Raw genomic sequence first — 24,626 nt, forward strand, 5'->3', positions numbered from 1 at the left:
CAAAATATTAAATTTTCTGATAATTATTTTTCAATGCATAGAAAAGGAGTGGTAATATACAATTTTGATAATTGTATAAAAATACTAATTTTGTAAGTTTGAGAAAAGGAGATGCGAGTGTATGGGAGCAGATGTAGTAACGCGGGAGCAAATGAAACATTCTTTAGATGATTGGTATCGTGTAATGTTACAGCAAAATATAGAGAAAGCTACGGAAATGAAAGAGGAGATTGAAAGTAAGATTAGTGGGTTGGACGTAGATCAGGATGTATTGCTTTATCATGCGTTGTTGAATTTTAGATATGATGCATTAGTTGATTGGATTGGGGTTAGAGAAGATAGTTTTGATAAAGTGGAATCTTTTGAAATCCCAGCAGAAGGTGTTCTAGCTTATTACTATCACTTTTTTAAAGGGTTTCATTGCACATTAATTTCAAATTATAATGAAGCGAAAGAACAGTATGAGCAAGCTGAGAAGTTATTGAAATATATTGCCGATCCGATAGAACATGCGGAGTTTAATTATCGGATGGGGAATTTCTATTATCAAAAATATGACCAAGTTCATGCAATAGATTACTTGAATAGGGCAAAAGCAGCATTTTTACAATATCCAGGCTATGAAATAAAAGTAGGATTATGTGAAAATGCTTTTGGACTATGTTGTGTAGACATAGATCACTATGAATTAGCGGAAGAAAACTTTAATTCTGCTATGGAAGTATTGCAAAAAGCAGATCAAAAAAAATATATGCTAATGGTTCGGCATAATTTAGCTTGGCTTTATGCTAGTCAAAATCTTTCAGAATTAGCGATTCGTCATATATCTGAGGTGACCAAAAATTACCCAGAACACTTTAAAGCCTTGTTTGTAGAAGCACATGAACATTACAAATTAGGACAATATAATTTAGCGAATCCAATTGTTGAAAAAGGTTTAAATATTTGTGTTGATTTAGGAGAAAAAGAATTTCAACATCGGTTTAAAATTTTGAAAGAACTCAATGGAAAATCTTCAGTATCAATTATTGAAGATGTAATTTTAGAAGGACTTTCTTATTTTGAGAGAGAAAGATTATGGGATTGTATTCAAGAATACACTGAAATTTTAGCACTGAAATTTTATGAATTTGATGATCATGTTAAGGCAAGTAAATATTTTTATATGAATAATAAGGCTCAAAAAAATATATTGGAAAAGGGAGCGTTAAAATAATGAAGAAATTTCGTTTGGCTATTGTTGGGACTGCATTAGTAGGGGTATTATCAATTGGGTTCAATAGTTCTTTTACAAATCAAGCTGTAAATATAGGAGACACAGGAGGAGCACCAGCAAGACCAGACTACGTTAATATAGGAGACACAGGAGGAGCACCAGCAAGACCAGACTACGTTAATATAGGAGACACAGGAGGAGCACCAGCAAGACCAGACTACGTTAATATAGGAGACACAGGAGGAGCACCAGCAAGACCAGACTACGTTAATATAGGAGACACAGGAGGAGCACCAGCAAGACCAGACTACGTTAACATTGGTGACACAGGCGGAGCACCAGCAGATAATAAAGGCGACGGCGGAGTAAGCCAACTATAATAACAAAGAAAGGGACTTCAACATGAAGTCCCTTTTTCTATTTTCAGGTCATGTAGAGAAAAGAATTGACTTACTTTAAATGTGTAACTATAATGGTTACAGAATAACCATTAGTAACAGAAATGAGTTATATTTTTTTAGTATAATTGTAACTGTTTTAGTTACAATTAAAAAGAGAACATAAAATAACCAAAAAATGTAAAAACTTTAAATAGCAACAAGAGAAAGGAGACGGGAACTTTGAAAAGGTTTAAGTTTTATATGATTAGCGGTATTGTGCTCGTTTTGTTAATTGTTTGTAACTTCGTTGAGAAGCCGATTGCGAAGGTTGGAGAAGTGAAAGATACTGTTATGATGAAGCTGAATACGAAAGAGAGTATGGCGCAAATTGATGGACAGACGATTTATTTTAAACAAATTGGTGAGGGAAAACCTCCTTTACTTATGTTGCATGGGTTTGGTGGTTCTTCTGATGGGTTTAGTGATATTTATCCGGAACTAGTGCGAGATCATACGATTATTGCGGTTGATATTTTAGGGTTTGGGCGTTCTTCTAAGCCGGTTGATTTTCAGTATTCGTTTCCTGCGCAAGTGAATTTATATTATAAGTTAATGAAGAAGCTCGGATACGATCAGTTTGCGGTGCTCGGCCATTCGATGGGCGGAGAGATGTCCCTTAATTTAGCGTATTTATATCCGGATGCAGTGACGCATCTCATCTTGGCGGATGCTACAGGGATAGAGTCTTTCCAACAAAAAGAAAGTTATGAAGTACCACCGCTATCGACGGACTTACAAACTGTAACTGAGATTACGAAGTATAATAAAAATGAAGTAAAAAATAGTCGTGATGATAAAGAGCATTATGATCAGCTTACGAAAATGAGAGAGCGCCGCATTGCGATGGAAGCTGATAAAATTAAGGTACCGACTTTAATTATATGGGGACGACATGATAAAAGTGTTTCTTGGAAAAATGGTGAACTGTATCATGGGCTATTTGCAAATAGTACGTTTCATATTATTGAAAAAGGATACCACGCACCGTTTCGTCAGGAACCAATTGAGTTTATGGAATATGTACAAGCATTTTTCGCGAAGCATCCACAATAAAAATTTTAAGCATAAATCCACTTCTTTCCTCATAAAGTGAAACTAATAAGGCTTGTCTAAGGAAAGGAATGAAGTGATTTGGAAACTTTACCATGGTGGGTTTATCTTGTAATTGTCGGGATTGTACTAAGTGGCTACATGGTTTTATATACTTCGAAAAAAGAGCAAGATATGGATAATGAGTTTATTGAAAAAGAAGGCGAAGTATATATGAAGCGCTTAGAAGAAGAGCGTGAGAAACGTAATCAGGATAGTGATAAAGATTCGGTATTGCTTTAATAGAAATTTTGAAAGGCTACCACCTAGTAGGATTTTACATCTAGGTGGTAGCCTTTTTTCTTCTGGGGGAGCAGTATATGTTCATCAAGCTAAGGTTATATTAGTTTAATTTTACATGTATAAGAGAGTCATCATAAACTTTTATTGATGGCATTTATATATATTTTTCCTCATAAGAATGGAACTAGCGGGGATTTTACTGGGGGGGATTAACAATGCATAGGGATGAAACTTCATTACATCCTGATACAGGGGTTACGTCTGTAATGTTTGTTGAGCGTTCATTAAATGAAATTCGTTTTTGGTCTAGAATCATGAAAGAGCATTCTTTTTTTCTTCGCTTGGGATTTAGATGCGAGGATACTCAACTAATCGAAGAGGCGAATCAATTTTATCGATTGTTTGAACATATTGAACAAATAGCGCATTCCTATACAAATGAAACAGATCCTGAGCAAATAAAAAGATTTAATGCAGAAGTACAACAAGCCGCAACTAATATTTGGGGATTTAAACGGAAAATTTTAGGGTTAATTCTCACATGTAAATTGCCAGGACAAAATAACTTTCCACTTTTAGTTGACCATACAAGTAGGGAAGCTGATTATTTTAGAAAACGTTTAATACAATTAAATGAAGGTAAATTAGATGCTCTTCCTGATGCTATTATTAAAGAAAATGTTTTCTTTTTACGGATTATGGCAGACCATGCTAAATTTATTGGTCATCTTCTTGATCCATCGGAAAGAAAGCTTGTAGATACAGCACGGAATTTTAGCAATGATTTTGATGAATTGATGTATCAAGCAATTGACTTAGAATCTATGAAACCACAATCCCAAACAGCCCCTCTTTTAGATCAATTTTTAGATCAAAATCGTGTGTCGGTTGCATCTCTTCGGGATTTTAAGAAAACAGCACGTGATTTAATTGAGCAATGTAAAATAAAGAGCATCATTCATCCATTATTGGCAGACCATGTTTTCCGTGAAGCTGATAGATTTCTTGAAATCATTGATATGTATGATGTTCATCTTACAAATATTCAATCACAACCTAGATATTAGAAGATAAGGAAAGATACTATTTTTTCCTTAAGCTGAGAAGTTAACAATTTATTGTTAGCTTCTTTTCTTTGCTATTAAAATTTCCTTTTAAGGACTACATAAATCCCTTTGACCAAATATGTAATTCTTTGTAAAATGATATATATATAGAAAGATTATGAATATACAGGTAATATATGGGCGATAGATTTTAATGAATTATTCGGGGGGAATTTATTAGTTAAGTATATTAACTTGTTTGCACTACATTTTACAAATAAAGGGGTATTAGTAATCATGAAAGCAAAGAAATTAGTAAGTTTAGCGTTACCAGTTATGTTATTGAGTGGTTGTATTACAATTGAAACTGATGGTAAGAAAGCTGAAACAAAGAAAGAAGAGACGCAAAAGGTAGAGAAAGAGAATAAGACTTCTGAAAAAGAGAGTAAGTCAACTGATAGCAAGAAAGAGGATAGCTTATCTGTAGCGAAAGGTGAAGGTACAAATAGTAGCTCATCAAGTAGTCAACCAAGTTCTTCTTCAAATAATTCAACTTCTTCAACTGGTAAGGTAACTGGTTCAGATGTTGAAAGGTACAAGGCAGATATCATAAATAGTGCTACTCAAATTGAAAATACAATGAAATTAATTGAAGGAATAGCAGATTCAGACGTAAAATCATACAAACAAAAGAAAAGTGAAGTACAACTGAGTTTAGGTGGAGCAAAGGCAACCACAACGAAACTGAAGAATCTACAAGCACCTCCTGAATTACAGGGAGAACAAGTGAAGATAAAGCAATCGATGGAACTGTATGCGGATTGTTTCCAACTTCTCTTTGATGCATTAGACCAAGAAGACGAGAGTAAAATGCATCAATCATTAAGTAAAGCACAAGAAGGTTCAAAACTGTTTGAAGAAGCAGCGAAGAGTATCGGTAGCAAAACAAACTAAGAGTAAATTACTTTAAGGAGTATGAGGTATGAAAGTGAAGAAACTAATGGCTGCTGTAGTTCCAGTTACATTATTATTAAGTGGTTGTGTTACAGTAAAAGATTCGGCAAGTAAAGAAGCAAAGACAGAAGAAACAAGTAAAGCTAAGTCTTCTGGAACAAAAGAAAAATCAACTAATTCGAAAGAAGAAAGTAAAGATGTTCAAAAGGTTCGAGTTTTAGATGAAGATTATGCACAATATTTATTAGACATTGAACAGGATATGTTAAGACGATTTGATTACTATGATGCATCTGTAAAGGATTTGAGAAACGGAAGTAAATCAAAAGCTGAGGTATTAGATAGTGTTAAAGACATCTATAAAGTATTTGATAAGATAGAGAAGATTTCTGCACCGCCAAAACATAAAGAAGACCAAAAAGAGATTGAAAGAGCTGCAGGTAAACTAAGAGAAACATTCGGTGAAATAGAGAAGTTATTCAACGATAAAGGTTTTAGCTTAGAGACTGATAAGGAAATCTTAAATAAAGCAAATATAAAATTAGAGGAAGCAAAACGTATTTGGAAACCTACATTTGATAAGTTAAGGGCTGAAGTAAAAGGTGATACAACCACGGAAAAATCTACTAGTACAACAAGTAGTTCTACACAGGCAAACCCAACTACTGGCAGTCAGGCTCAAACAGATAAAAGTCAAGCAAAAACTGGGGTATTTGTAGATACAGTTGGTACAAGTGAAGAGTTAGGAATTAGTTATAGCAACATGCAGAAGAACATTAAAGATGGTACTGAGATTATTGGTAATTGGGGTATTGATTACGGCAGTGGCGTAAAAACTACGCTAGTACTAAAAGGTGATAAAACATTTGAGTCTTATGCGAATGGTTCTTATCCGAATAAAGATAACTATTTAACAGGAACATATACGGTGGATGTCCCATCATTCCAGTTATCTTTAAAAGTAACAAAAGCAGTTAAAGACGGTCAAGAAGTAAAGTTAACAAATGATAGTATCATGTATAAATTGCAAAACTATGATGGGAACACATTACAAATTTATCATATGGACGATAATGTTCGTATTCGATATGTAAAACAATAAATAATTGGTGAAAAACTCTGTAATAAATTTTACAGGGTTTTTTATTAGTTTTAATTTAATTTCTTCATTATCTTTCCAGACGCTGTCCATACTAGTATAAGTTGAGAAATGAACAAAACGATAATGATAGGCAGTTGATGTAACTCCATAGTAACTGTAACCATCTAAAGCCCAATTCATACACTATGATGGAGGCTTTTCACCTAATAACCGGATGAAAAAGGAGTGTAATCATGAAGAAACGTACTGTTAATGAAGCAGGAAGGAATGTGCCACAACCAATCCGCAGCGACGGAGCAGGTGCGATTGATTCTGGACCTCGTAATGTTATGCGGGATATTCAAAATCCGAATATGCTTGTTCCGCCTATAACGGATGCAGGGTTAGTTCCTAACTTGAAGTTTTCATTCTCGGACACTTCTATGATTTTGAAACAAGGCGGGTGGTCTCGGGAGATTACTGTTCGAGAACTACCGGTTTCGACGACGATTGCAGGAGTAAATATGAGTTTAACGGCCGGTGGAGTACGAGAACTACATTGGCATAAAGAAGCGGAATGGGCGTATATGCTTTTAGGACGGGCACGCATAACGGCTGTTGATCAAAATGGACGGAATTTTATTGCTGATGTTGGACCAGGTGATCTTTGGTATTTTCCGCCTGGTATTCCGCATTCCATTCAAGGATTGGAACATTGTGAATTTCTACTCGTTTTCGATGATGGACATTTTTCTGATTTATCTACTTTAGCTATTTCTGATTGGTTTGCGCATACGCCAAAAGAGGTGTTGTCGGCTAATTTTGGAGTACCTGAGAGTGCTTTTCGTTCTATCCCTTCAGATCAAGTTTATATTTATCAAGGAGAGGTGCCAGGTTCCCTTGAAAGTCAGGAAGTTCAATCACCGAAAGGAGAAGTTCCTTTAACATTTAAACATGAATTGTTAAAACAAAAGCCGATTAAGACGCCTGGTGGTAGCGTTCGAATTGTAGATTCCACAAATTTCCCTATTTCCAAAACAATCGCAGCAGCGCTCGTTGAGGTTGAGCCTGGTGGAATGAGAGAACTTCATTGGCATCCGAATAATGATGAATGGCAATATTATTTGACAGGGGAAGCGAGAATGACTGTGTTTCTTGGAAATGGTACCGCTCGTACATTTGATTATAGAGCTGGCGATGTCGGATATGTACCGTTTGCGACGGGGCATTATATTCAAAATACAGGTACCGAAACATTATGGTTTTTAGAGATGTTCAGAAGCAATCGTTTTGAAGATGTATCGTTAAATCAATGGATGGCACTGACTCCTAAAGAAATAGTGGAGAGTAATATACATGTTGGCCCGCAAGTAATGGATTCTCTGCGTAAGGAGAAGTGGCCTGTTGTGAAATATCCGGGGTTTTCATATAGTCCGAAAAATGATGAGTAAAAATGAAAATTTGCGTTATTCTTTCTGGAGACTGATAAGAAGGGATGGCGTATTTTTTATGCCTAATCTAGTCTTTATCCCGCTATTTGCCGGGCAGTAAGACCCACCTCAAAATTCAGCGGAATCAAAGAAGTTAGGTGGGGCGCGGGCTGTCCGTAAAAGCCCGATTAGTGAGGGCTGATTAAAGTTTCACTTTATTAGTATCCATTCTTTGTATTATTGTTCGGGAAATTATTATTGGAGCATAGTATAGGGAAGATACATATAAAATAGCGCCATTATAAGCTGTAACGCATAAGTTGCGCAGGAAATGCAACGATAACTAGCTTTACTCTTCATCATTTATTTGAACATAATGGGCATAGAGAGGTGATAAACACAGTATGATTTTTAGTGAGCGTTTAAAAGAAGAAAGGGAAAAAAGAAATTGGTCGCAAAATGATTTGGCTGAAAAACTTCATGTGAGTAGGCAATCTGTTTCGAAATGGGAGACGGGGAAGAACTATCCGAGCATTGAAATTATTATTCATTTAAGTGATCTGTTCGGTATTACAATTGATGAACTGCTAAGGAGTGATAAAGAATTGACGCAGAAAGTAATTGAAGATAGTAAGCAATTGGCGTATCCAAAATGGAAGGTGTTTTTTGATAGTTTATTTATGATGGGCGTATTTTTATTTATTACAAAAATCGTTGTATGGATGCTAAATAAATTTGCAGGAGCAAGTATTACAATTGTAGCAGATGCGCCATATGTAATGAATCTTTTGCCCCTTGCATTCATGATTATAGGTGGTATGGGATCGGATAAGTTGAAGAAAATATATAAATAGAGGAAAGATTTGAAAGAAATCCCCTACACTAGCTGTTCTTTTCACTTAAATTGTGTACTATAAAGGATAGGATGACATAAAGAAGGGGACATTTAGAATGGAATTTCATGAACAGAAAATTTTGCCGGCAGTGAGGCAAATTAAAGATTTGGAAAAGCTATTACATAGTTCGTATGAATATATCGTTATTTTAGATATTCATGTCGGCCAATTGAAGAGTGTTATATCACTTGCGAAGCAATATTGTAAAAAGGTGTTTTTACATGTGGATTTAATTCATGGCTTGCAGAGTGATGGGCATGCGACGGAATATTTATGTCAGGAGTTTAGACCGTACGGGTTACTTTCGACAAAGGCGAGCGTTATTATGAAGGCGAAGCAAAAAGGTGTTGTGGCAATACAACGCATCTTTTTAATCGATTCGAGTGCGATGGAGAAGAGCTGCAATCTTTTAGATAAGACAAAACCGGATTATATTGAGGTGCTTCCGGGAGCAATGACGGATATTATCGCTGAAGTGAAAGAGCGTACTGGTGTACCGATTTTAGCAGGTGGTTTTATTCGTACTGTAGAAGATGTGGAAAGAGCTTTAAACGCTGGTGCGACAGCGATTACGACGTCAAAACGCGAACTATGGAAACATTACCAAAAAAAGTGACGAAAATGTGAAAAAATTCTGTTGACACCGCTTTCATAAGAGGTTAACATTATAGACAAGTTAATAAACGTGACGGAGAAAAGAAGAGATCCACATTTCATTGTTTCTATATAAATTTATATAGAAGCGTGCAAAGCTGTGGGTCTTTTTCTTTTGACAAAAACGAATGGCCATTCATTTTACCTCTATCACATTTGGAAGCGTTTAAATTGATTGTGGAGGGATACTATGTCAGCATTTTTAGGAGAGTTAATAGGGACTGCGTTGTTAATCGTACTTGGTGGCGGCGTTTGTGCTGGTGTAAGTTTAAAGAAATCGTTTGCGAAAGATTCAGGTTGGATTGTTATTACAATGGGCTGGGGCTTAGCAGTAGCGGTTGCAGCGTATGCGGTTGGATCAATTAGTGGGGCACATTTGAATCCAGCTTTAACGATAGGACTAGCATTTAAGGGAGCGTTCCCATGGAGTGACGTACCAGGTTATATCGTAGCACAAATGATTGGGGCAATTATCGGGGCAGTTATCGTATATTTACATTACTTACCACACTGGAAAGAAACAGAAGATCCAGGAACAAAGTTAGGTGTATTTGCAACAGGTCCAGCAATTCCGAACACATTTGCAAACCTTTTAAGTGAAATGATTGGAACATTCGTTTTAGTATTTGGTATATTAGCAATTGGTGCAAATAAATTTGCAGATGGATTAAATCCATTTATCGTAGGTTTCTTAATTGTAAGTATTGGTTTATCATTAGGTGGGACAACAGGATACGCAATTAACCCAGCACGTGATTTAGGTCCGCGTATCGCACACTTCTTCCTTCCGATTGCAGGAAAAGGCGGTTCAAACTGGAAGTATGCATGGATTCCAGTAGTAGGTCCAATTTTAGGTGGATCACTTGCAGGTTTATTCCATCAAGTTGTATTTGAAGGAAAACAAAATTCAGCACTTATTTATGTGATTATCGCAACTGTGATTGTACTAGCAATCTCTTATATGACAAGTAAAAAAAGCGGAAGCAATACAAATAGTAGAAAAGTAGCATAAGGGGGAAACCGATATGAAAAAATATATTCTTTCATTAGACCAAGGAACAACAAGCTCACGTGCAATTTTATTCAATAAAAAAGGTGAAATTGTTCATTCAGCTCAAAAAGAGTTTACACAACATTTTCCAAAGCCGGGCTGGGTAGAGCATAATGCGCAAGAAATTTGGGGATCTATTTTAGCAGTTATCGCAACTTGCTTAAGCGAAGCAGATGTAAAACCAGAACAAATCGCTGGTATCGGTATTACGAACCAACGTGAAACAACGGTTGTATGGGATAAAACAACTAGTAAACCAATTTACAACGCAATCGTATGGCAATCTCGCCAAACAGCTGAAATTTGTGATGAGTTAAAAGAAAAAGGTTATGGCGAAATGGTTCGCGAAAAAACAGGTCTTTTAATTGACGCATACTTCTCTGGTACGAAAGTAAAATGGATTTTAGATAACGTTGAAGGTGCAAGAGAGAAAGCAGAAAACGGCGATCTATTATTCGGAACAATTGATTCGTGGCTTGTATGGAAACTATCTGGTGGTAAAGCGCACGTAACGGATTACTCAAATGCATCACGTACGTTAATGTTTAACATTCACGACTTACAATGGGATGATGAGCTTCTAGATATGTTAACAGTACCAAAGAGCATGCTTCCAGAAGTACGTCCATCATCTGAAATATATGGAGAAACAATTGACTATCACTTCTTCGGTCAAAATGTACCAATTGCAGGTGTAGCTGGTGACCAACAAGCGGCATTATTTGGACAAGCTTGTTTCGGTGAAGGTATGGCGAAAAATACTTACGGAACTGGTTGCTTCATGTTAATGAACACAGGTGAAAAAGCAGTAGCTTCTGAGCACGGTCTATTAACAACAATTGCATGGGGAATAGATGGTAAAGTGAACTATGCATTAGAAGGAAGTATTTTCGTAGCAGGTTCTGCGATTCAGTGGTTACGTGACGGAATGCGCATGTTTAAAGATGCAAGTGAGAGTGAAGTATATGCCTCTCGCGTTGAATCAACTGACGGTGTATACGTTGTACCAGCATTCGTTGGACTAGGAACACCTTATTGGGATAGTGAAGTACGCGGCGCTATGTTTGGTGTAACACGCGGTACGACGAAAGAGCATTTCATTCGTGCAACGCTAGAATCTTTAGCTTACCAAACGAAAGATGTATTATGCGCAATGGAAGCAGATTCAGGTATTGAACTGAAAACATTACGCGTTGATGGCGGAGCGGTTAAAAATAACTTCTTAATGAAGTTCCAAAGTGATATTTTAGATGTTCCTGTAGAGCGTCCAGTGATCAACGAAACGACAGCTTTAGGTGCAGCATACTTAGCTGGTCTTGCGGTTGGATATTGGAAAAACCAAGATGAAATTAAATCACAGTGGCATATGGACAAACGCTTTGAACCAACGATGGAAGCGGAAACAAGCGAAGAGCTATATGCTGGATGGAAAAAAGCAATTGAAGCAACAAAAGCTTTCAAATAATCATAAACAGTGTTATAATGGTGACAAGTTAATAATTCGGTAGGAGATTTGGAGAGACCACAACGCGCTATAGAGGCGAAATCTATAGCGGAGTTTGTGGTCTCTTTTTTCGTTATCAAAGGGAGGAATTACCATGAAATTTTCAAGTAAACAACGTAAAGACGTATTAAACGGAGTAAATAAACAAGAGTTAGATGTGATCGTAATTGGTGGAGGTATTACTGGTTCTGGTATTGCATTAGATGGAGCAACACGCGGGTTATCAACAATTGTGTTTGAAATGCAGGACTTTGCAGCAGGTACATCAAGTCGTTCAACGAAGCTTGTACACGGTGGTCTACGTTATTTAAAACAACTTGAAGTGAAAATGGTAGCAGAGGTGGGTAAAGAGCGTGCGATCGTATATGAGAACGGTCCCCATGTAACAACACCAGAGTGGATGTTACTTCCGTTCCATACAGGCGGTACGTTCGGATCATTTAGTACATCAATTGGTCTTCGTGTATACGACTTCTTAGCAGGTGTAAAACGAAGCGAGCGCAGAAAGATGTTTAACCGTGAAGAAACGCTAAACAAAGAGCCTCTTGTAAAAAAAGAAGGATTAAAAGGCGGCGGTTACTACGTAGAATATCGTACAGACGATGCGCGTCTTACAATTGAAGTAATGAAAGAAGCAATTGAGCATGGTGCGAAAGCTGTTAACTACGCAAAAGTAGACAGTTTCTTATATAAAGATGGAAAAGTATGCGGTGTACGTGTAATCGATTTACTAGACGGTGAAGTATATGAAGTTTACGGTAAGAAAATTGTAAACGCAGCTGGTCCTTGGGTAGATACACTTCGTGAAAAAGATAACTCGAAAAAAGGAAAAGTACTTCAGTTATCAAAAGGTGTTCACTTAGTAATTGATCAAAAACGTTTCCCACTCGGGCAAGCAATTTACTTCGATACACCAGATAAACGTATGGTGTTCGCGATTCCTCGCGGAGGAAAAACATACGTAGGTACAACAGATACGTTCTATGATAAAGACGCAGCTGTACCACAAATGACAACAGAAGATCGCACATACATCATTAATGCGATTAACTACATGTTCCCAAGCGTGAAAATTACAGAGAAAGACATTGAATCAAGCTGGGCTGGTGTACGTCCGTTAATTTATGAAGAAGGTAAGAATGCATCTGAAATTTCTCGTAAAGATGAAATTTGGACTTCTGAATCTGGTTTAATTACAATCGCAGGTGGTAAATTAACAGGATACCGTAAAATGGCTGAAATGGTAGTAGATTACGTAACGAACTTATTACAAAAAGAAGGTCATAGCGCATATCCGAAGAGCGATACGAAACATATGCCAATCTCTGGTGGACATGTAGATGGTTCACACGGATTCCCAGCATTTGTTGCGAAAAAAGCAGACGAAGGTACAAAATCTGGTTTAACGAAAGTACAAGCAGAAGAGTTCGCGAAATTCTACGGCTCTAACGTTGATGTACTGTTCGACTTAGCGAAAAAACATAAAGAAGAAGCGAAAGAATACAACATGCCGCTTGAAGTTCTAATCCCACTTGTATACGCAATGGATTACGAAATGACAGCAAAACCAGTTGACTTCTTCGTACGCCGCAGAGGCGCTGTATTCTTCAACATCCACTGGGTATACGAGTGGAAAGAAGCAGTAATCAACTACATGGCTGCGAAACTAGGCTGGAGCAAAGAAGAACAAATGAAATATACAGCTGAACTAGAAAAAGCACTAACAGACGCTGTAATTCCTGTAGATCAACAAGAACAGGCAGCTGCGTTAGCATAAAATAGAGAACCACCTGAAGGGGAGCCTTTAGGTGGTTTTTTTATGGGTTATTTTTCTAACTATGTTGTATAACGACATATGTTGTTATACTATGTATATAAGGTGGTGGTATTGTTGGACAAAGAAATCTTGAAGGGAAGTATAGATATTTTATTACTTTCTATCATTGCAAAACGTGATACATACGGCTACGAAATAGCTCAAAGTTTAAAGGATGCAAGTGAAGATTTGTATAGTATGGGACAGGGAACTTTGTATCCTGCTTTAAAGCGATTAGAGAAAAAGGAGTTTCTTGAATCTTATTGGAATGAATCTGAGAATGGGATGAAAAGGAAATTCTATACTATTACAGATAAAGGGAAAAAAGAATTGCAGAAGAAAGTGAACTCTTGGGAGAGTGTAACAGCATTAATTCAAGCTTGTCAGAAAGGAGTTATTTATGAGTGAATTTGATGAGTATATTAAGTCTATTTTAGCCTATTCAGAACTTAGTGATATTGAACAGGATGAGTTATTTCTAGAAATGTATGATCACTTGAACAGCTTGAAAGAAGAATATATGGAGCAAGGTATGAATGAAAAAGAAGCGATTTATAAAGCGATTCAAAGTTTTGGAGAATCAAAAGTTATTGGCGTAGAGATTAATAAATCGGTATACGAAGTTCCTAGGCCATTAAAGGTATTATCAAAAATTTTATGTATTCCTTATATAATCATTTGTTTTATTGTCTTTTTAGGAACGTTTATTTCGACTTCTACATTTGACTCTGTTCGCAGTTTGACAGGTGGTGGGACTGTCTATCATCCCATTGAATTTTGGCAGCAATTTTTACATATATCTGATTTAGAAACGTTATTACAACTTTTTGGAATAACACTTTGGCAAGTTAAAGATTTTATTGCACATCCAGGTCCTTGGGGAAACTCAACTTATTGGTTAAGCGTTTTACAACATATAATATTAGTAGTTCCATTCGGATTTTTCGTTCCAGTGCTGATTAATAAAGTGACTAACTATAAGAAAGCTCGTAAGTGGTATGTTATGACCTTTCTTGTTTGGGAGATATTACATTTACTAACTTTGTCTGATGTTTTTGATGTGTGGCGGATTACTATAAATATGCTCGGTGCGTCGGTAGGATATCTTTTATTTATAAGCATAATGCAACTGGATAATAAATTTAGGGTTATGCGAAAGAAGATATTTGAAATTTAGCTCGCTATTCTGTAGTTTAAATTATACAAATTTAATTTGATGGTAATAGAGTATCGCTGAAAACATAGGTACTATGTAGTGAGAGGATTTTTTATATTCGTAATAGGTGTTGTTCCTTGTTTAATCCTACTGTTATGAAGCGGGTCCATAATCCGTCTTTATTGGTGCTATAAATGATGAGAGCGGCACAGCTGAACTAGAAAAAGTCTAGATCAACAAGAGCAGGCAGCTGCGTTAGCATAAAATAGAGAACCACCTGAAGGGGAGCCTTTTAGGTGATTTTTTCTCTTGACTAAAAATAAATAAAATGTGTTACAATGATGATAGAGTATTTAGTGTGAATTTTGCATAAAATAAAAAAGACAGAAGCCTGAGAAACTTCTGCCTTTGTAACCTAACTTGCTATTGTGGTGGTAGTAGGTGCGGTTATAAGACAATTACATTAACGTTTTAGCCGAGAACCGCCCTTACCTTTTCCACGAAGCAGGGTGGTTCTCGCTTTTTTGTATACAGAAATTAGCCATGGACCGACGTATCTTCTACCGATGACAACGCCAGCTCCGGTTAGGATACCATACACTAATTTAATTACAAACATCGCGATCATATTATCACCTCCCCCTTTTTTCAAAATGGAAGAGATGATTACCACACCTACTAGTTATAGCTTATTAAGTTACATATTAATTGTATTATGTTTTAAAATAGGGAACAAGATATATGGATGAAAATTCCTGTTTTTAAGCAGAGCATTAGTGTCAGGGGACAAGAAGTAAATAAATATTCATAAAAAAACGGTATGGACATTACCATCCGTATTTTTTTATGAATTTATAAAACTTTTCCATACAGTGCGTCGTCTAATATATGGGAAGGAGGAAATGATGTGGATGAATTAACGATAGAAGCGTTTGAAATAGAAGATAAGGAGGACCTTATCGACGAAATCATGAACAAGTATGGACAAGAAGTCCTGCAGCTTGTGTATTCATATGTGAATAATAAAGAGGTTGCGGAGGATTTAACGCAAGATATATTTGTAAAATGCTATAAATCTCTTCATACATATAAAGGGAATTCGAACTTAAAAACATGGTTATGGAGAATTGCAATCAATCATTGTAAGGACTATTTAAAAAGTTGGTATAACAAAAAAGTTATTGTGACAGAGGATGACTTTACGTATATGGGGAGTCAAAAAGAAAGTGTGGAACAAACTGTCATTCAAAATGCGGAGGATCGTGAACTGGCTTCTGCAGTAATGAATTTACCGATAAAATATCGAGAAGTGATTTATCTATTTTATTATGAGGAATTATCAATTAAAGAGGTTGCTACGGTAATAGAAGTGAAGGAAAACACGATAAAAACGAGACTGAAAAAAGCGAAGGAGCTTTTGAAGAAAGGATTGGAGGAATAATCAAATGGAAGATCGATTAAAAGGTTTGCGAAAATCAATGGAGAACACAACGTTTAAACATTTGAGTTTTTCTGATCAGCACCAAAAGCGGGTGCGCGAAAAAATCAATCAATCGTCCGAAAAGGAAGAAGACATCCTTTTAGCAGTGTTGCAACTTCTTATGAATGAAAAAACAGGTTATGAATTGATGCAGTTACTGCGGGGGAGGGGAATTCAAAAATTCGAAGGTGATGAAGGGTCTCTATACACTTTATTACATCGTCTAGAACAGAATCGCTTTATCCAATCTAGCTGGGATCACGCAGGAGCTAAATATTATCAATTAACTGATAAAGGAAACAAGATGCTACGAAAGGCAGAAAAACATAATACGAAGGTACAATTTATATTAAAAGGCTTAGTACAGGAGTGAGGAAAAATTGAATAAAAAAGGGGAGCGTTTTGTAAGCGAAGTTACGAATCATATTAAATCAAAAGAAGCAAAGAGCTTTGTAGCAACTGAACTAGAGTTTCACTTAAAACAGGCGAAAAACACGTGGATAGAAAAAGGGTTAAGTGAGGAAGTTGCTGAAAATAAAGCTGTGGAACAAATGGGAAGTCCGATTAAACTAGGGCAAGAACTTAACAAACTGCATAAGCCAAAGGTTGATTGGTTCTTAATTGGTTTATTAGTGGCTGCTATGGGATTAGGATTCTTGCCGGTTATAGCTTTTGGACATACAAATGATTTACTAATGAATAAGGTGATTTTTGTTATTCTCGGCATTGCAACAGCTGTTGGGATCATGCTACTTGATTATCGGAAGTTAGAGAGGCTCGGGTGGCTGTTTTATACAATCGGTGTACTTATCTTGTTAATGATAAAATATTTTCCGACTGGTTACGTGATTGGGGAAGCAATAATAAAAATTGGCCCCATCAAAATTGACTGTTTAATGACGATGCCATTCTTCTTTCTAGCTTGGGCTTCTTTTTTCAATAATAGTAGGTTAAAGTTTATGCATCTTCTCATGTTGTACGTATTTTCTTTATATCTATTTTCAACTACATCAATTCTTTTACCAATTTTCATCTATATTACGATGGTATTCGTTATGCTTTGGTGGAGTAAGTTAGGAAAGAACACGGCATGGCTCATTACAATTTTACCAATTTTACCCTTTATTGTTAGGGATCTATTTTCCTGGTCTGCGGTAAAAGAATACCGGATAGCTAGAATTTTAGGATTTATAAATCCAGCGCATGATCAATGGGATTTACGTTTACAAGAGGCAATGTCTTCAGCAGGTTGGTTTGGTACATATGGAAATATAAAGTCTATCCGTGCTGCCCATACTGATTTTGTATTTGCAAGTTTGACTTACTATTATGGATATGTACTTGCGCTAGTTCTTGTCGTGATTCTTTCTCTTTTTGCAGTAAGAATAATGAACATAGCTTATAAAATAAATGATGGTTATGGTAAATTGCTTCTCGTTGGCGGAGTGACTCTTTTTGTAATCCATTTTATTTGTAACGTTGGCATGACCCTCGGGATATTACCACGTGTTTCTATATCATTACCTTTTATTAGTTATGGATTAACACCGACTGTATTTCATGCGCTTTTAATGGGAATTGTGTTAAGTGTATATCGACGTAAAGATATTCCTTTTAGAATGAGAAAAACACCTTGATAATCATCAAGGTGTTTTTGTTATAAGCTCAAAACTATCCGAATCAGCCCCAAGCACAAAAGGACTAACCTCGCCAACACTATAAAGTTGCAACTCATGCATCGCACGCGTACAAGCAGTGTAGAACAATCTACGTACGCTCTCATCATTGTATACATCTTCAGAAGCATCATAAATAATAACAGCGTCAAATTCAATACCCTTCGCTAAATAAGCAGGGATCACGACAATACCTTGCTCATACTCGGCTGAGTTACTCTTCACGAGTTTAATATTCTCGATATGACGGAGTGCTTCGTATGCAGCGGCGCTTTCAGTTGCGGATTTACATATAATTGCGATTGTATTGTGATTTTGTTTTTGTAGTTCGGTAACTTTTGTAGTAATATGCTCGTGCAGTTCGCTGTAATCAGCTACTTTCGTTACTGTAGGTTTCTCGCCGTCGCGTTCAAAGGCGTGAATGTTCTTCCCTTCCGGTACGAGAGCACGTGTAAATTCAATAATCGGTTTTGTTGAGCGGTAGCTACGAGTTAAGTTAATACCGTTCGTTTCATCTGGTCCGTATAAGCTAGTAAGTGTATTGAAATTCACTGCCTCACTCGCATGGGCAAATATCGCTTGGTTAAAGTCCCCGAGTACCGTCATTTTTGCGGCAGGGAAGAGACGTTTTAAAAACTCGAACTGGAACGGAGAGTAATCTTGTGCTTCATCTACCAGTACATGTTTAATCGATCTATTTGTTTGGAAGCCTTCAATTAATTCTTTTAAAAGTAAAAATGGAGTCGCATCCTCGTAATATAGCTTTCCTTCATCGAGCATGTTTACCGTTAGAGAGCAAATGTCATCCCATTCTTTCGGTTTTTCTCCAGTAACCCATGATGCGTCTGTGAAGAGTTGTTTATAGATTCCTGTGAAATTGATGAAGCGCAGTGTTTGAACGCCTTTACGAAGCGGCTTCAATTTTTTGCGGACAATCATACGTCCCAGGACTTTCGTTTCTTTCTCATAGTCATTAAAAGAGTTGTCGTCAAACTCGCCTTTTTTCTGCAAGTATTTATAAGCCTTTTGATATTCATCTTTACTAAGTAATTCAATTTCTTCTTCTACCCAAGGCTTTTTCAGTTCTGCTTTTTCAAGTGCATCTATTTGCTTATTTAGCCAATCCGTTAACTTCTCAATTCGACTATGGAAGCGGAGGGAGGAGTCGGTATTGTAAAATTGCTCTGTAATTTCTTTAGCAGAGGCAATCAGTTTTCCTCTAAATTTCATTCCTCTAAATAGCATGCCTGAAGTTTCAAGAGATTGTCTGTACGCTCTAATCATTTCGAAAAATTGAGTGGATGCTTTAAATCGGATGCTCATATTTCTAATTTTGTAATTTGCGCTATTCGTTTCAGTTAACATATATTCCAATTGCTCATAAGGGTCTTCAACATCAAATGACTTACTTAGTCTATGATTTAAATACTCTTGGAATGTAACTTGCTGCATATTTTCTTCACCGAGTTCAGGTAGTACGTTAGATACGTAGCTATTGAACATAGAGTTTGGGGAGAAGAGAATAATTTGATCCGCTTTTAGCCATTCGCGATATTTATATAGTAAGTAGGCGATTCGCTGCAGGGCAGCTGATGTTTTACCACTACCAGCAGCTCCTTGAACGATAAGGAGTCGGCCTTCATCGTGACGGATAATTTCATTTTGCTCACGCTGAATTGTAGCGACGATGCTCTGCATATGTTTGTTTGTACCTTTTCCGAGCGCTTGTTGCAGAATTTCATCACCAATTGTGAGGCTCGTATCGAACATGGAATCAATCTCGCCATTTTGAATAATGTATTGTAATTTTTTCTCCACATTACCGCGAATTACGCCGCCTGGTGTGTTGTATTCAGCCGGTCCTGGTGGATAGTCGTAATAAACACTTGAAATTGGGGCGCGCCAGTCATAAATAAGAAAGTTTTCTCCGCTTGCATCAGTAAGGGTAGAAACACCGATATAGATTTGTTCTGCGGCAGGTTCGCCTTCTTCAGTGAAATCGATGCGTCCGAAGTAAGGTGCTTTTTGCATACGTCGCAGCGCGGCAAGTCGATTAAAGGTGTGTTTATGGGTGATTTGTGTAACAGCTAGTGACTGAGCTTGTTGTCTTAAGTTGATAACTGTTTCAAGGTAATCGTCAAAAGTATCTGTATTCACTTTAACGTCATCCCAGAAGTGTTTACGGATGTTGATTACTTCTGCCCGGCGTCTGCCAGTTTCGTTTTCCAGCTTATCAATTTGCTGCGTAATCGTTTCGATTACGGTATCCAATCGTTTTTGCTCTAGATCAAGTTTTTTGTTCATACGTAAGCACTCCTTTAAAAGTGAAAAATAGAGGTTGACTGAAGAAAGGTTTTGTTGTACAATTAAGATACGGATAAATACGTTCTGTGCATTTTAGAAAACGTGTTTCTGTACTAATTTAACATAGTTTCTTAATTTAATCAATAATGATGAGATAAACCCTTGGTTCCACGCGTTGTGAATCAAGGGATTTTTTGTTTTTCTGTAAGAAAGAGTTGCGATTTTATCGAGGATGATCTAAGTAAAGTATAGAAACAATCAGGAATAGGGGGATACTGATGGAAAAATATTTTGAGGAAGCACATCGTTTTTGTTCTCGTAATAGAAAGCACTTAGAAAAGGATGTTATATGTGGTTGTTTCTATTGTTTAGAAATTTTCCATCCAGAAAAAATTACAGAGTGGTGGGATGATGATAACACAGCAGTTTGTCCGCATTGTGGAATTGACTCTATTATAGGGGAAAGTTCAGGATTTAGAATCACAGAAATGTTTTTAAGTGAAATGCATAAAAGATGGTTTTAGTTAAACGAATGACAAAATAAACTTTCGGTAACGAAGATAGTGTAAAACTAACTAAGATTTTACACTATCCATAAAATGAAAAAGACATTATCCTTTCTATAGAATCGAAGAGTCAATCATGTAATTTCATTTACCCAATCTGTATACAATTTCCCCCTGGAAGAGGGGACATAAAAAAGCTCGGGCTTAGCCCGAGCTTTTCATTATTTCTTTTCGTCTTTTTTATCGTCAGCTTTTGGCTCTTTGAAAAGATCTTTTAAATCTTTATCGTCAACTTTTACGTCAGCTTTTTTGATTTCTTTCATCATAAGATCGTTCATGAATTGAGCATCTTGCGTTTTTTCTTGAGCTAGTGATTTTTTAATATCAGCTTTTGCTTTATCGAAAGTAGCATCTGCGTGATTATCAGTTACTTTAATAATATGGTAACCAAATTGTGTTTTTACAGGTTCGCTTACTTCACCTTTTTTCAACTTTTGAGCTGCTTCTTCAAATTCTTTTACCATTTTCCCTGGTCCGAAGAATCCTAAGTCGCCACCTTTTTCTTTTGAACCTGTATCTTCAGAGTATTGTTTTGCTAATTCTTCGAAAGATTTACCTTGAGCAAGTTCATCTTTCACTTTTTTAGCAGTTTCTTCATCTTTTACAAGGATATGACTTGCTTTAATTTCCTTTTTATAATCCTCGAATTTTGCTTTTACATCTTTATCAGTAATCGATTGTTCAACCGCTTTTTCTTGAGCTAATTGAGCACGTACACTATTTTTTATAGTTTCTTCTTTAATACCTTGTTGTTTCATTAGGGTATCGAATTGATCACCGTATTGTTTTTTCATTTCATCGAACTTTTTGTCTACATCTTTGTCTTCAACTTTGTAGTTTTTAATAAGTACTTTTTCCATAACCATGTTGTTTAGTACTTGTTTACCAGCTTGTGTCTTCATTTGATCGTAGAATTCTTCTTTTGTAATGTCACCAGCTTTAGATGTAACGATTTTGTCTGATGATGATGTTCCACATGCTGATAATGCGATTACACTTGTTGCGGCTAAGGCAAGCATAGCTTTCTTCATTCGATAAACACTCCTACTATTATGTATTTTTAATTTATCCTACACCGATGAATTTTAAATTCATAAGAGCCCGATTAAGTCTCACTGATACTTTTGCTTTTTTGTATTGGTAAAGCGCGCTTAACAGGGCTTACCGTGGCTGAGGATAAAGTTTTGATGAATGTTTTGTTCTATAGTATAAGCAATATGTACAAAATTTAATATATCATATTTCGACGCGTTTTCATATTGATAAAGAAAAATTAACCAGTACGTGTCAGATTTTGAAAGTGTGCCATATTGGGCGTATGCCGCATATACAGAATAGAGGAGGGGATGGGGATGAATTCTCAACTTATTTTATTACTTGTACTGTTTATTTTATTGGTTATTGTAGGTATAATTTGCTTATAGAGGAAAAAAGTGAGGAAGGGGCTTTCCTTCCTCACTTTCCATGAAATATAATTTCTATATAACTAGAAATTAATAAAATGGTTATACATACATTAATAACCCGAAAGACACCGGGCTGGCGGCTCGCAGCTATTTGTTTTCGTTCACACAGTGTATGTGTCATGAAATTCGTGTAAAATATAACAAGAAGTGCGAATGCGACAAAAACAACTGTTATAAGTGTCATGAGGCGAGACCTCCTTTTGGCTAAAATACATATACATATATTGTATCACACGATATTTTGTTCGTGTTACAAAATTCAGAAATAGAAGACTTTGTGTTAGAAAGTGAGGGAGAAAATGGACGTTGTTAGAAGATTAGAACAAGCTGAATACTACGTAGACCTACTATTTAAAATGATTGATGAAGAGAAGTGTCCATTTTATTCTTTGATCATAAAGAAAAAAGCTCGTAAAAAAGATATTGAACGTATACTAAATCTTTGTGAAAAACTGAACGAGCAATATGTAGTGGAGAAAGCAGAAGGGCTTCTTTTGTTCGATGCGCTGTTAGATCAATTTGAAAAAGCGCTTCCACATCAGCTCGAAGTACACGAAACTGCGGAAGCGCTAGCAAAACAAGGTTTATTTAAGCCGCTTATGAATGAATTCTTAAGCATGATTGCGAAAAAATAAATAGATTATTTCTTAACTAACTTTTGATCGGATTCTGTAAAGTTCTCTTCAATATCTTCTAATGATTTCTCAAAAATATCGATAAAGTCTTGTCCGTAAATATTACGCAGGATTGCAATCAGTTCGATATTTTCTGGGAACTTCCCATAAAAATTACGAAGTGCAAGAGCCCCATTAAACACTGAATTATTTTCAGGATCATACTCCTCCATTAAGCGAAGTAGTAATTCTTCCCCTTTGTCTGTAATTTCAATGTACGTATTTCGTTTATCATCTTCCTTTTTTGAGAATACAAGATAGCCGCGTTCTTCCAGCTTTTTCGAGAAGTTAAACGCTGTTGATACGTGCATAACTCCAAACTTAGCAATCTCAGAAATAGAAGCCCCTTTTAAATGATAAGCGATTGTTAAAATATGATGTTCATTAATATTTAAATCGTAAGGTTTAATCCACTGCTGCCAATCTTTTTCTACACATTTCCATAACGCTTTCGATAATTGAGCAATGCGTTGGCTGAAAATCATCGCTTCTTTTACCGAGTAATCTTTTTCTCCACTTTTCATTTACTCACCCACTTTAACATTCTTTTTCATTACTATCTATTATGCCAGTAAAATAAAAATTAATAAAGTCTTTTTGTAAGAATTGTGAAAATTTTTTAACAAAATGACATTCTATACAAATCATGCATAACTATGGAAGCGTTTTATGAGTCATGAATACATGCGTTGTCCTTACATGTTAATTGATAACATATATTGTAAATGCATAAAAACACGGCATATCTATACGATATGCCGTGTCAAGGTCAATTTATATAAAAAATATTTGTTATATGCAAAAAACTAAGCAGGAATTTGTTTACGCTTTTTCTGGAACAGCTTCTTGTAGTTTCTCAATTGACTTTTGGATGTCCAAAATTTCTTTCTCAATATGGCGCTTGTTTTGAGAAATATCTTGTTTCCAGTTAGAAAGCGTGTCTTGCATGTCATCTTTTAGTTCTTGAAACACTTCTTTACCTTCTGAAGCAGTTTCAACAATTTGACGCTTTAATAATTTCGTATCAGCTGTAATATCAGCTAAAGTCTTTTTAATATCATTTCCTTTTTCTTTTAACTTGCCGCGCATGTCTTTACCAGAAGAAGGAGTTGAGAAAAGAACGGCTAGTCCAGCAACTGCTCCCCCGCAAATAACACCTGTAATAAAGGATTTAGCTTTTGACATAAAAGGAGACCTCCTTATTTTTTGTTCGTATTCATGATGTAAAACAATATGCATATCTTTCTTATGTGTGCTATGCACAAACAATCATCCCTGAGCATTTTAAGTGAAGAAACAAGCCATGCGGAATTTGATGACTTCAGGGAAGTGGCTTGTTATGTATTACGCCTTCTTATAGTGTCATTATTTCACACTATTTGCAATTGTACTTGCGATGTTTTGTAAATTTTCCATAGTGTATTCATTTTGGTGTGATTTCCAAACAGCACCGAAACCATCTTTTTCACCGTAGCGTGGAATTAAATGAAGGTGGAAGTGGAACACAGTTTGTCCAGCTTTTTCACCGTTATTGTTAAGTAGGTTAAAGCCAACTGGATTAAACTCTGCTTTAATCGCATTTGCGATTTTTGGAACGACAGAAAAAATGTGTGATGCGATTTCTGGCGTTAACGCAAAAATGTCTTGTTTGTGAACTTTCGGAATAACAAGAGTATGTCCTTTTGTTACTTGACTAATATCTAAAAATGCAAGCACATGTTCATCTTCGTATACTTTTGAGCAAGGGATTTGCCCGTCAATGATTTTACAAAAAATACAATTGTCTGCTGTATGATTCATTGATCTCATCCTTTCAAATATCCTTAGCCGTATTTTACCATAATTACATAAGAGAACAAACACGAAAAACAGGAAGCTGACTCA

The 24,626-nt window shown here is 36.2% G+C and carries 27 protein-coding genes; 20 read left to right on the top strand and 7 right to left on the bottom strand.

Annotated features, from left to right (window positions below; genetic code table 11):
- Positions 1 to 121: 121 nt before the first annotated feature.
- From CQ064_RS25600 to CQ064_RS25670, 15 genes are all read left to right on the top strand, one after another.
- Entirely contained in the window at positions 122 to 1,216 is a 1,095-nt protein-coding gene (locus CQ064_RS25600) for a response regulator aspartate phosphatase (RefSeq protein ID WP_000500588.1), read from the top strand.
- Positions 1,216 to 1,596 carry a Phr family secreted Rap phosphatase inhibitor gene (locus tag CQ064_RS25605; RefSeq protein ID WP_105559706.1) on the top strand — a complete coding sequence of 127 codons (381 nt, stop codon included), beginning with the start codon at positions 1,216 to 1,218 and terminating at the stop codon, positions 1,594 to 1,596. Before CQ064_RS25600 ends, CQ064_RS25605 begins: the two co-directional genes overlap by 1 nt.
- Positions 1,597 to 1,836: 240 nt before the next feature.
- Positions 1,837 to 2,709: an alpha/beta fold hydrolase gene (locus CQ064_RS25610; protein WP_000819487.1), complete on the top strand. Its 873-nt coding sequence runs from the start codon at positions 1,837 to 1,839 to the stop codon at positions 2,707 to 2,709.
- A gap of 78 nt (positions 2,710 to 2,787) precedes the next feature.
- A complete protein-coding gene (locus CQ064_RS25615; protein ID WP_000449223.1) occupies positions 2,788 to 2,988 on the top strand; it encodes a sporulation YhaL family protein in 201 nt (66 codons plus the stop codon).
- Between the two features lie 215 nt (positions 2,989 to 3,203).
- On the top strand, positions 3,204 to 4,055 hold the full coding sequence (locus CQ064_RS25620; protein WP_000554479.1) for a DUF2935 domain-containing protein: 852 nt from the start codon (positions 3,204 to 3,206) through the stop codon (positions 4,053 to 4,055).
- A 276-nt stretch (positions 4,056 to 4,331) separates the two neighbouring features.
- Positions 4,332 to 4,988, top strand: a complete 657-nt coding sequence (locus CQ064_RS25625; RefSeq protein ID WP_000644844.1) for a DUF7018 domain-containing (lipo)protein — start codon at positions 4,332 to 4,334, stop codon at positions 4,986 to 4,988.
- A gap of 28 nt (positions 4,989 to 5,016) precedes the next feature.
- Positions 5,017 to 6,090 carry a DUF3994 domain-containing protein gene (locus CQ064_RS25630; protein WP_000865195.1) on the top strand — a complete coding sequence of 358 codons (1,074 nt, stop codon included), beginning with the start codon at positions 5,017 to 5,019 and terminating at the stop codon, positions 6,088 to 6,090.
- Positions 6,091 to 6,323: 233 nt separating this feature from the next.
- Positions 6,324 to 7,520 carry an oxalate decarboxylase family bicupin gene (locus CQ064_RS25635; RefSeq protein WP_000747528.1) on the top strand — a complete coding sequence of 399 codons (1,197 nt, stop codon included), beginning with the start codon at positions 6,324 to 6,326 and terminating at the stop codon, positions 7,518 to 7,520.
- Positions 7,521 to 7,903: 383 nt separating this feature from the next.
- Positions 7,904 to 8,353 (top strand): helix-turn-helix domain-containing protein, encoded by a 450-nt coding sequence (locus tag CQ064_RS25640; protein ID WP_000577664.1) that lies wholly within the window; start codon positions 7,904 to 7,906, stop codon positions 8,351 to 8,353.
- Positions 8,354 to 8,450: 97 nt separating this feature from the next.
- Complete coding sequence (glpP, locus tag CQ064_RS25645) at positions 8,451 to 9,011, top strand: glycerol uptake operon antiterminator GlpP (RefSeq protein ID WP_000394286.1); 561 nt, start codon at positions 8,451 to 8,453, stop codon at positions 9,009 to 9,011.
- Between the two features lie 228 nt (positions 9,012 to 9,239).
- Positions 9,240 to 10,061 carry a glycerol uptake facilitator protein GlpF gene (gene glpF / locus CQ064_RS25650; protein WP_001272200.1) on the top strand — a complete coding sequence of 274 codons (822 nt, stop codon included), beginning with the start codon at positions 9,240 to 9,242 and terminating at the stop codon, positions 10,059 to 10,061.
- A 13-nt stretch (positions 10,062 to 10,074) separates the two neighbouring features.
- Entirely contained in the window at positions 10,075 to 11,565 is a 1,491-nt protein-coding gene (gene glpK, locus CQ064_RS25655; RefSeq protein ID WP_000760001.1) for a glycerol kinase GlpK, read from the top strand.
- Positions 11,566 to 11,698: 133 nt separating this feature from the next.
- Positions 11,699 to 13,381 carry an aerobic glycerol-3-phosphate dehydrogenase gene (gene glpD / locus CQ064_RS25660; protein WP_000672829.1) on the top strand — a complete coding sequence of 561 codons (1,683 nt, stop codon included), beginning with the start codon at positions 11,699 to 11,701 and terminating at the stop codon, positions 13,379 to 13,381.
- 114 nt (positions 13,382 to 13,495) lie between these two features.
- Positions 13,496 to 13,828 (top strand): PadR family transcriptional regulator, encoded by a 333-nt coding sequence (locus tag CQ064_RS25665; protein WP_000356630.1) that lies wholly within the window; start codon positions 13,496 to 13,498, stop codon positions 13,826 to 13,828.
- Positions 13,821 to 14,597 carry a VanZ family protein gene (locus CQ064_RS25670; RefSeq protein WP_001288379.1) on the top strand — a complete coding sequence of 259 codons (777 nt, stop codon included), beginning with the start codon at positions 13,821 to 13,823 and terminating at the stop codon, positions 14,595 to 14,597. The genes CQ064_RS25665 and CQ064_RS25670 overlap by 8 nt, the downstream gene beginning before the upstream one ends.
- Before the next feature lie 442 nt (positions 14,598 to 15,039).
- On the opposite strand, the gene CQ064_RS33755 is transcribed toward CQ064_RS25670, so the two are convergent.
- Positions 15,040 to 15,204 carry a hypothetical protein gene (locus CQ064_RS33755; RefSeq protein WP_000561154.1) on the bottom strand — a complete coding sequence of 55 codons (165 nt, stop codon included), beginning with the start codon at positions 15,202 to 15,204 and terminating at the stop codon, positions 15,040 to 15,042.
- 279 nt (positions 15,205 to 15,483) lie between these two features.
- Here CQ064_RS33755 and CQ064_RS25680 point away from each other — a divergent pair, with 279 nt between their 5' ends.
- Genes CQ064_RS25680 through CQ064_RS25690 form a run of 3 tightly spaced genes read left to right on the top strand, consistent with a single transcriptional unit; the run spans position 15,484 to position 17,693 of the window.
- Positions 15,484 to 16,017 (top strand): sigma-70 family RNA polymerase sigma factor, encoded by a 534-nt coding sequence (locus tag CQ064_RS25680; protein WP_000343998.1) that lies wholly within the window; start codon positions 15,484 to 15,486, stop codon positions 16,015 to 16,017.
- Between the two features lie 4 nt (positions 16,018 to 16,021).
- On the top strand, positions 16,022 to 16,429 hold the full coding sequence (locus tag CQ064_RS25685) for a PadR family transcriptional regulator (RefSeq protein WP_000390161.1): 408 nt from the start codon (positions 16,022 to 16,024) through the stop codon (positions 16,427 to 16,429).
- Positions 16,430 to 16,436: 7 nt separating this feature from the next.
- Positions 16,437 to 17,693: an FtsW/RodA/SpoVE family cell cycle protein gene (locus CQ064_RS25690; RefSeq protein WP_001034648.1), complete on the top strand. Its 1,257-nt coding sequence runs from the start codon at positions 16,437 to 16,439 to the stop codon at positions 17,691 to 17,693.
- 6 nt (positions 17,694 to 17,699) lie between these two features.
- Here CQ064_RS25690 and helD read toward each other — a convergent pair whose 3' ends face one another.
- On the bottom strand, positions 17,700 to 20,036 hold the full coding sequence (gene helD / locus CQ064_RS25695; RefSeq protein WP_001035457.1) for an RNA polymerase recycling motor HelD: 2,337 nt from the start codon (positions 20,034 to 20,036) through the stop codon (positions 17,700 to 17,702).
- A 278-nt stretch (positions 20,037 to 20,314) separates the two neighbouring features.
- Between helD and CQ064_RS25700 the strand changes: the two genes are divergently transcribed.
- Positions 20,315 to 20,560, top strand: coding sequence for a hypothetical protein (locus CQ064_RS25700; RefSeq protein ID WP_000417115.1), 246 nt, complete (start codon positions 20,315 to 20,317; stop codon positions 20,558 to 20,560).
- A gap of 203 nt (positions 20,561 to 20,763) precedes the next feature.
- On the opposite strand, the gene prsA is transcribed toward CQ064_RS25700, so the two are convergent.
- Both prsA and CQ064_RS25715 read right to left on the bottom strand, forming a co-directional pair.
- On the bottom strand, positions 20,764 to 21,633 hold the full coding sequence (gene prsA, locus CQ064_RS25705; protein WP_000710064.1) for a peptidylprolyl isomerase PrsA: 870 nt from the start codon (positions 21,631 to 21,633) through the stop codon (positions 20,764 to 20,766).
- A gap of 424 nt (positions 21,634 to 22,057) precedes the next feature.
- The gene (locus CQ064_RS25715; protein ID WP_000172690.1) at positions 22,058 to 22,252 is read right to left on the bottom strand and encodes a hypothetical protein; all 195 of its coding nucleotides are present in this window, start codon (positions 22,250 to 22,252) and stop codon (positions 22,058 to 22,060) included.
- Positions 22,253 to 22,367: 115 nt separating this feature from the next.
- Between CQ064_RS25715 and CQ064_RS25720 the strand changes: the two genes are divergently transcribed.
- Positions 22,368 to 22,703, top strand: coding sequence for a DUF1878 family protein (locus CQ064_RS25720; protein ID WP_000383655.1), 336 nt, complete (start codon positions 22,368 to 22,370; stop codon positions 22,701 to 22,703).
- A gap of 5 nt (positions 22,704 to 22,708) precedes the next feature.
- On the opposite strand, the gene CQ064_RS25725 is transcribed toward CQ064_RS25720, so the two are convergent.
- From CQ064_RS25725 to CQ064_RS25735, 3 genes are all read right to left on the bottom strand, one after another.
- Complete coding sequence (locus CQ064_RS25725) at positions 22,709 to 23,266, bottom strand: HTH-type transcriptional regulator Hpr (protein ID WP_000834924.1); 558 nt, start codon at positions 23,264 to 23,266, stop codon at positions 22,709 to 22,711.
- A gap of 298 nt (positions 23,267 to 23,564) precedes the next feature.
- The gene (locus CQ064_RS25730; RefSeq protein ID WP_000030302.1) at positions 23,565 to 23,927 is read right to left on the bottom strand and encodes a YtxH domain-containing protein; all 363 of its coding nucleotides are present in this window, start codon (positions 23,925 to 23,927) and stop codon (positions 23,565 to 23,567) included.
- 180 nt (positions 23,928 to 24,107) lie between these two features.
- Positions 24,108 to 24,542 carry an HIT family protein gene (locus CQ064_RS25735; protein ID WP_001016835.1) on the bottom strand — a complete coding sequence of 145 codons (435 nt, stop codon included), beginning with the start codon at positions 24,540 to 24,542 and terminating at the stop codon, positions 24,108 to 24,110.
- Positions 24,543 to 24,626 lie beyond the last annotated feature (84 nt).

The organism is Bacillus sp. MYb78 (genome assembly GCF_002975115.1).
Lineage (GTDB): Bacteria > Bacillota > Bacilli > Bacillales > Bacillaceae_G > Bacillus_A > Bacillus_A cereus.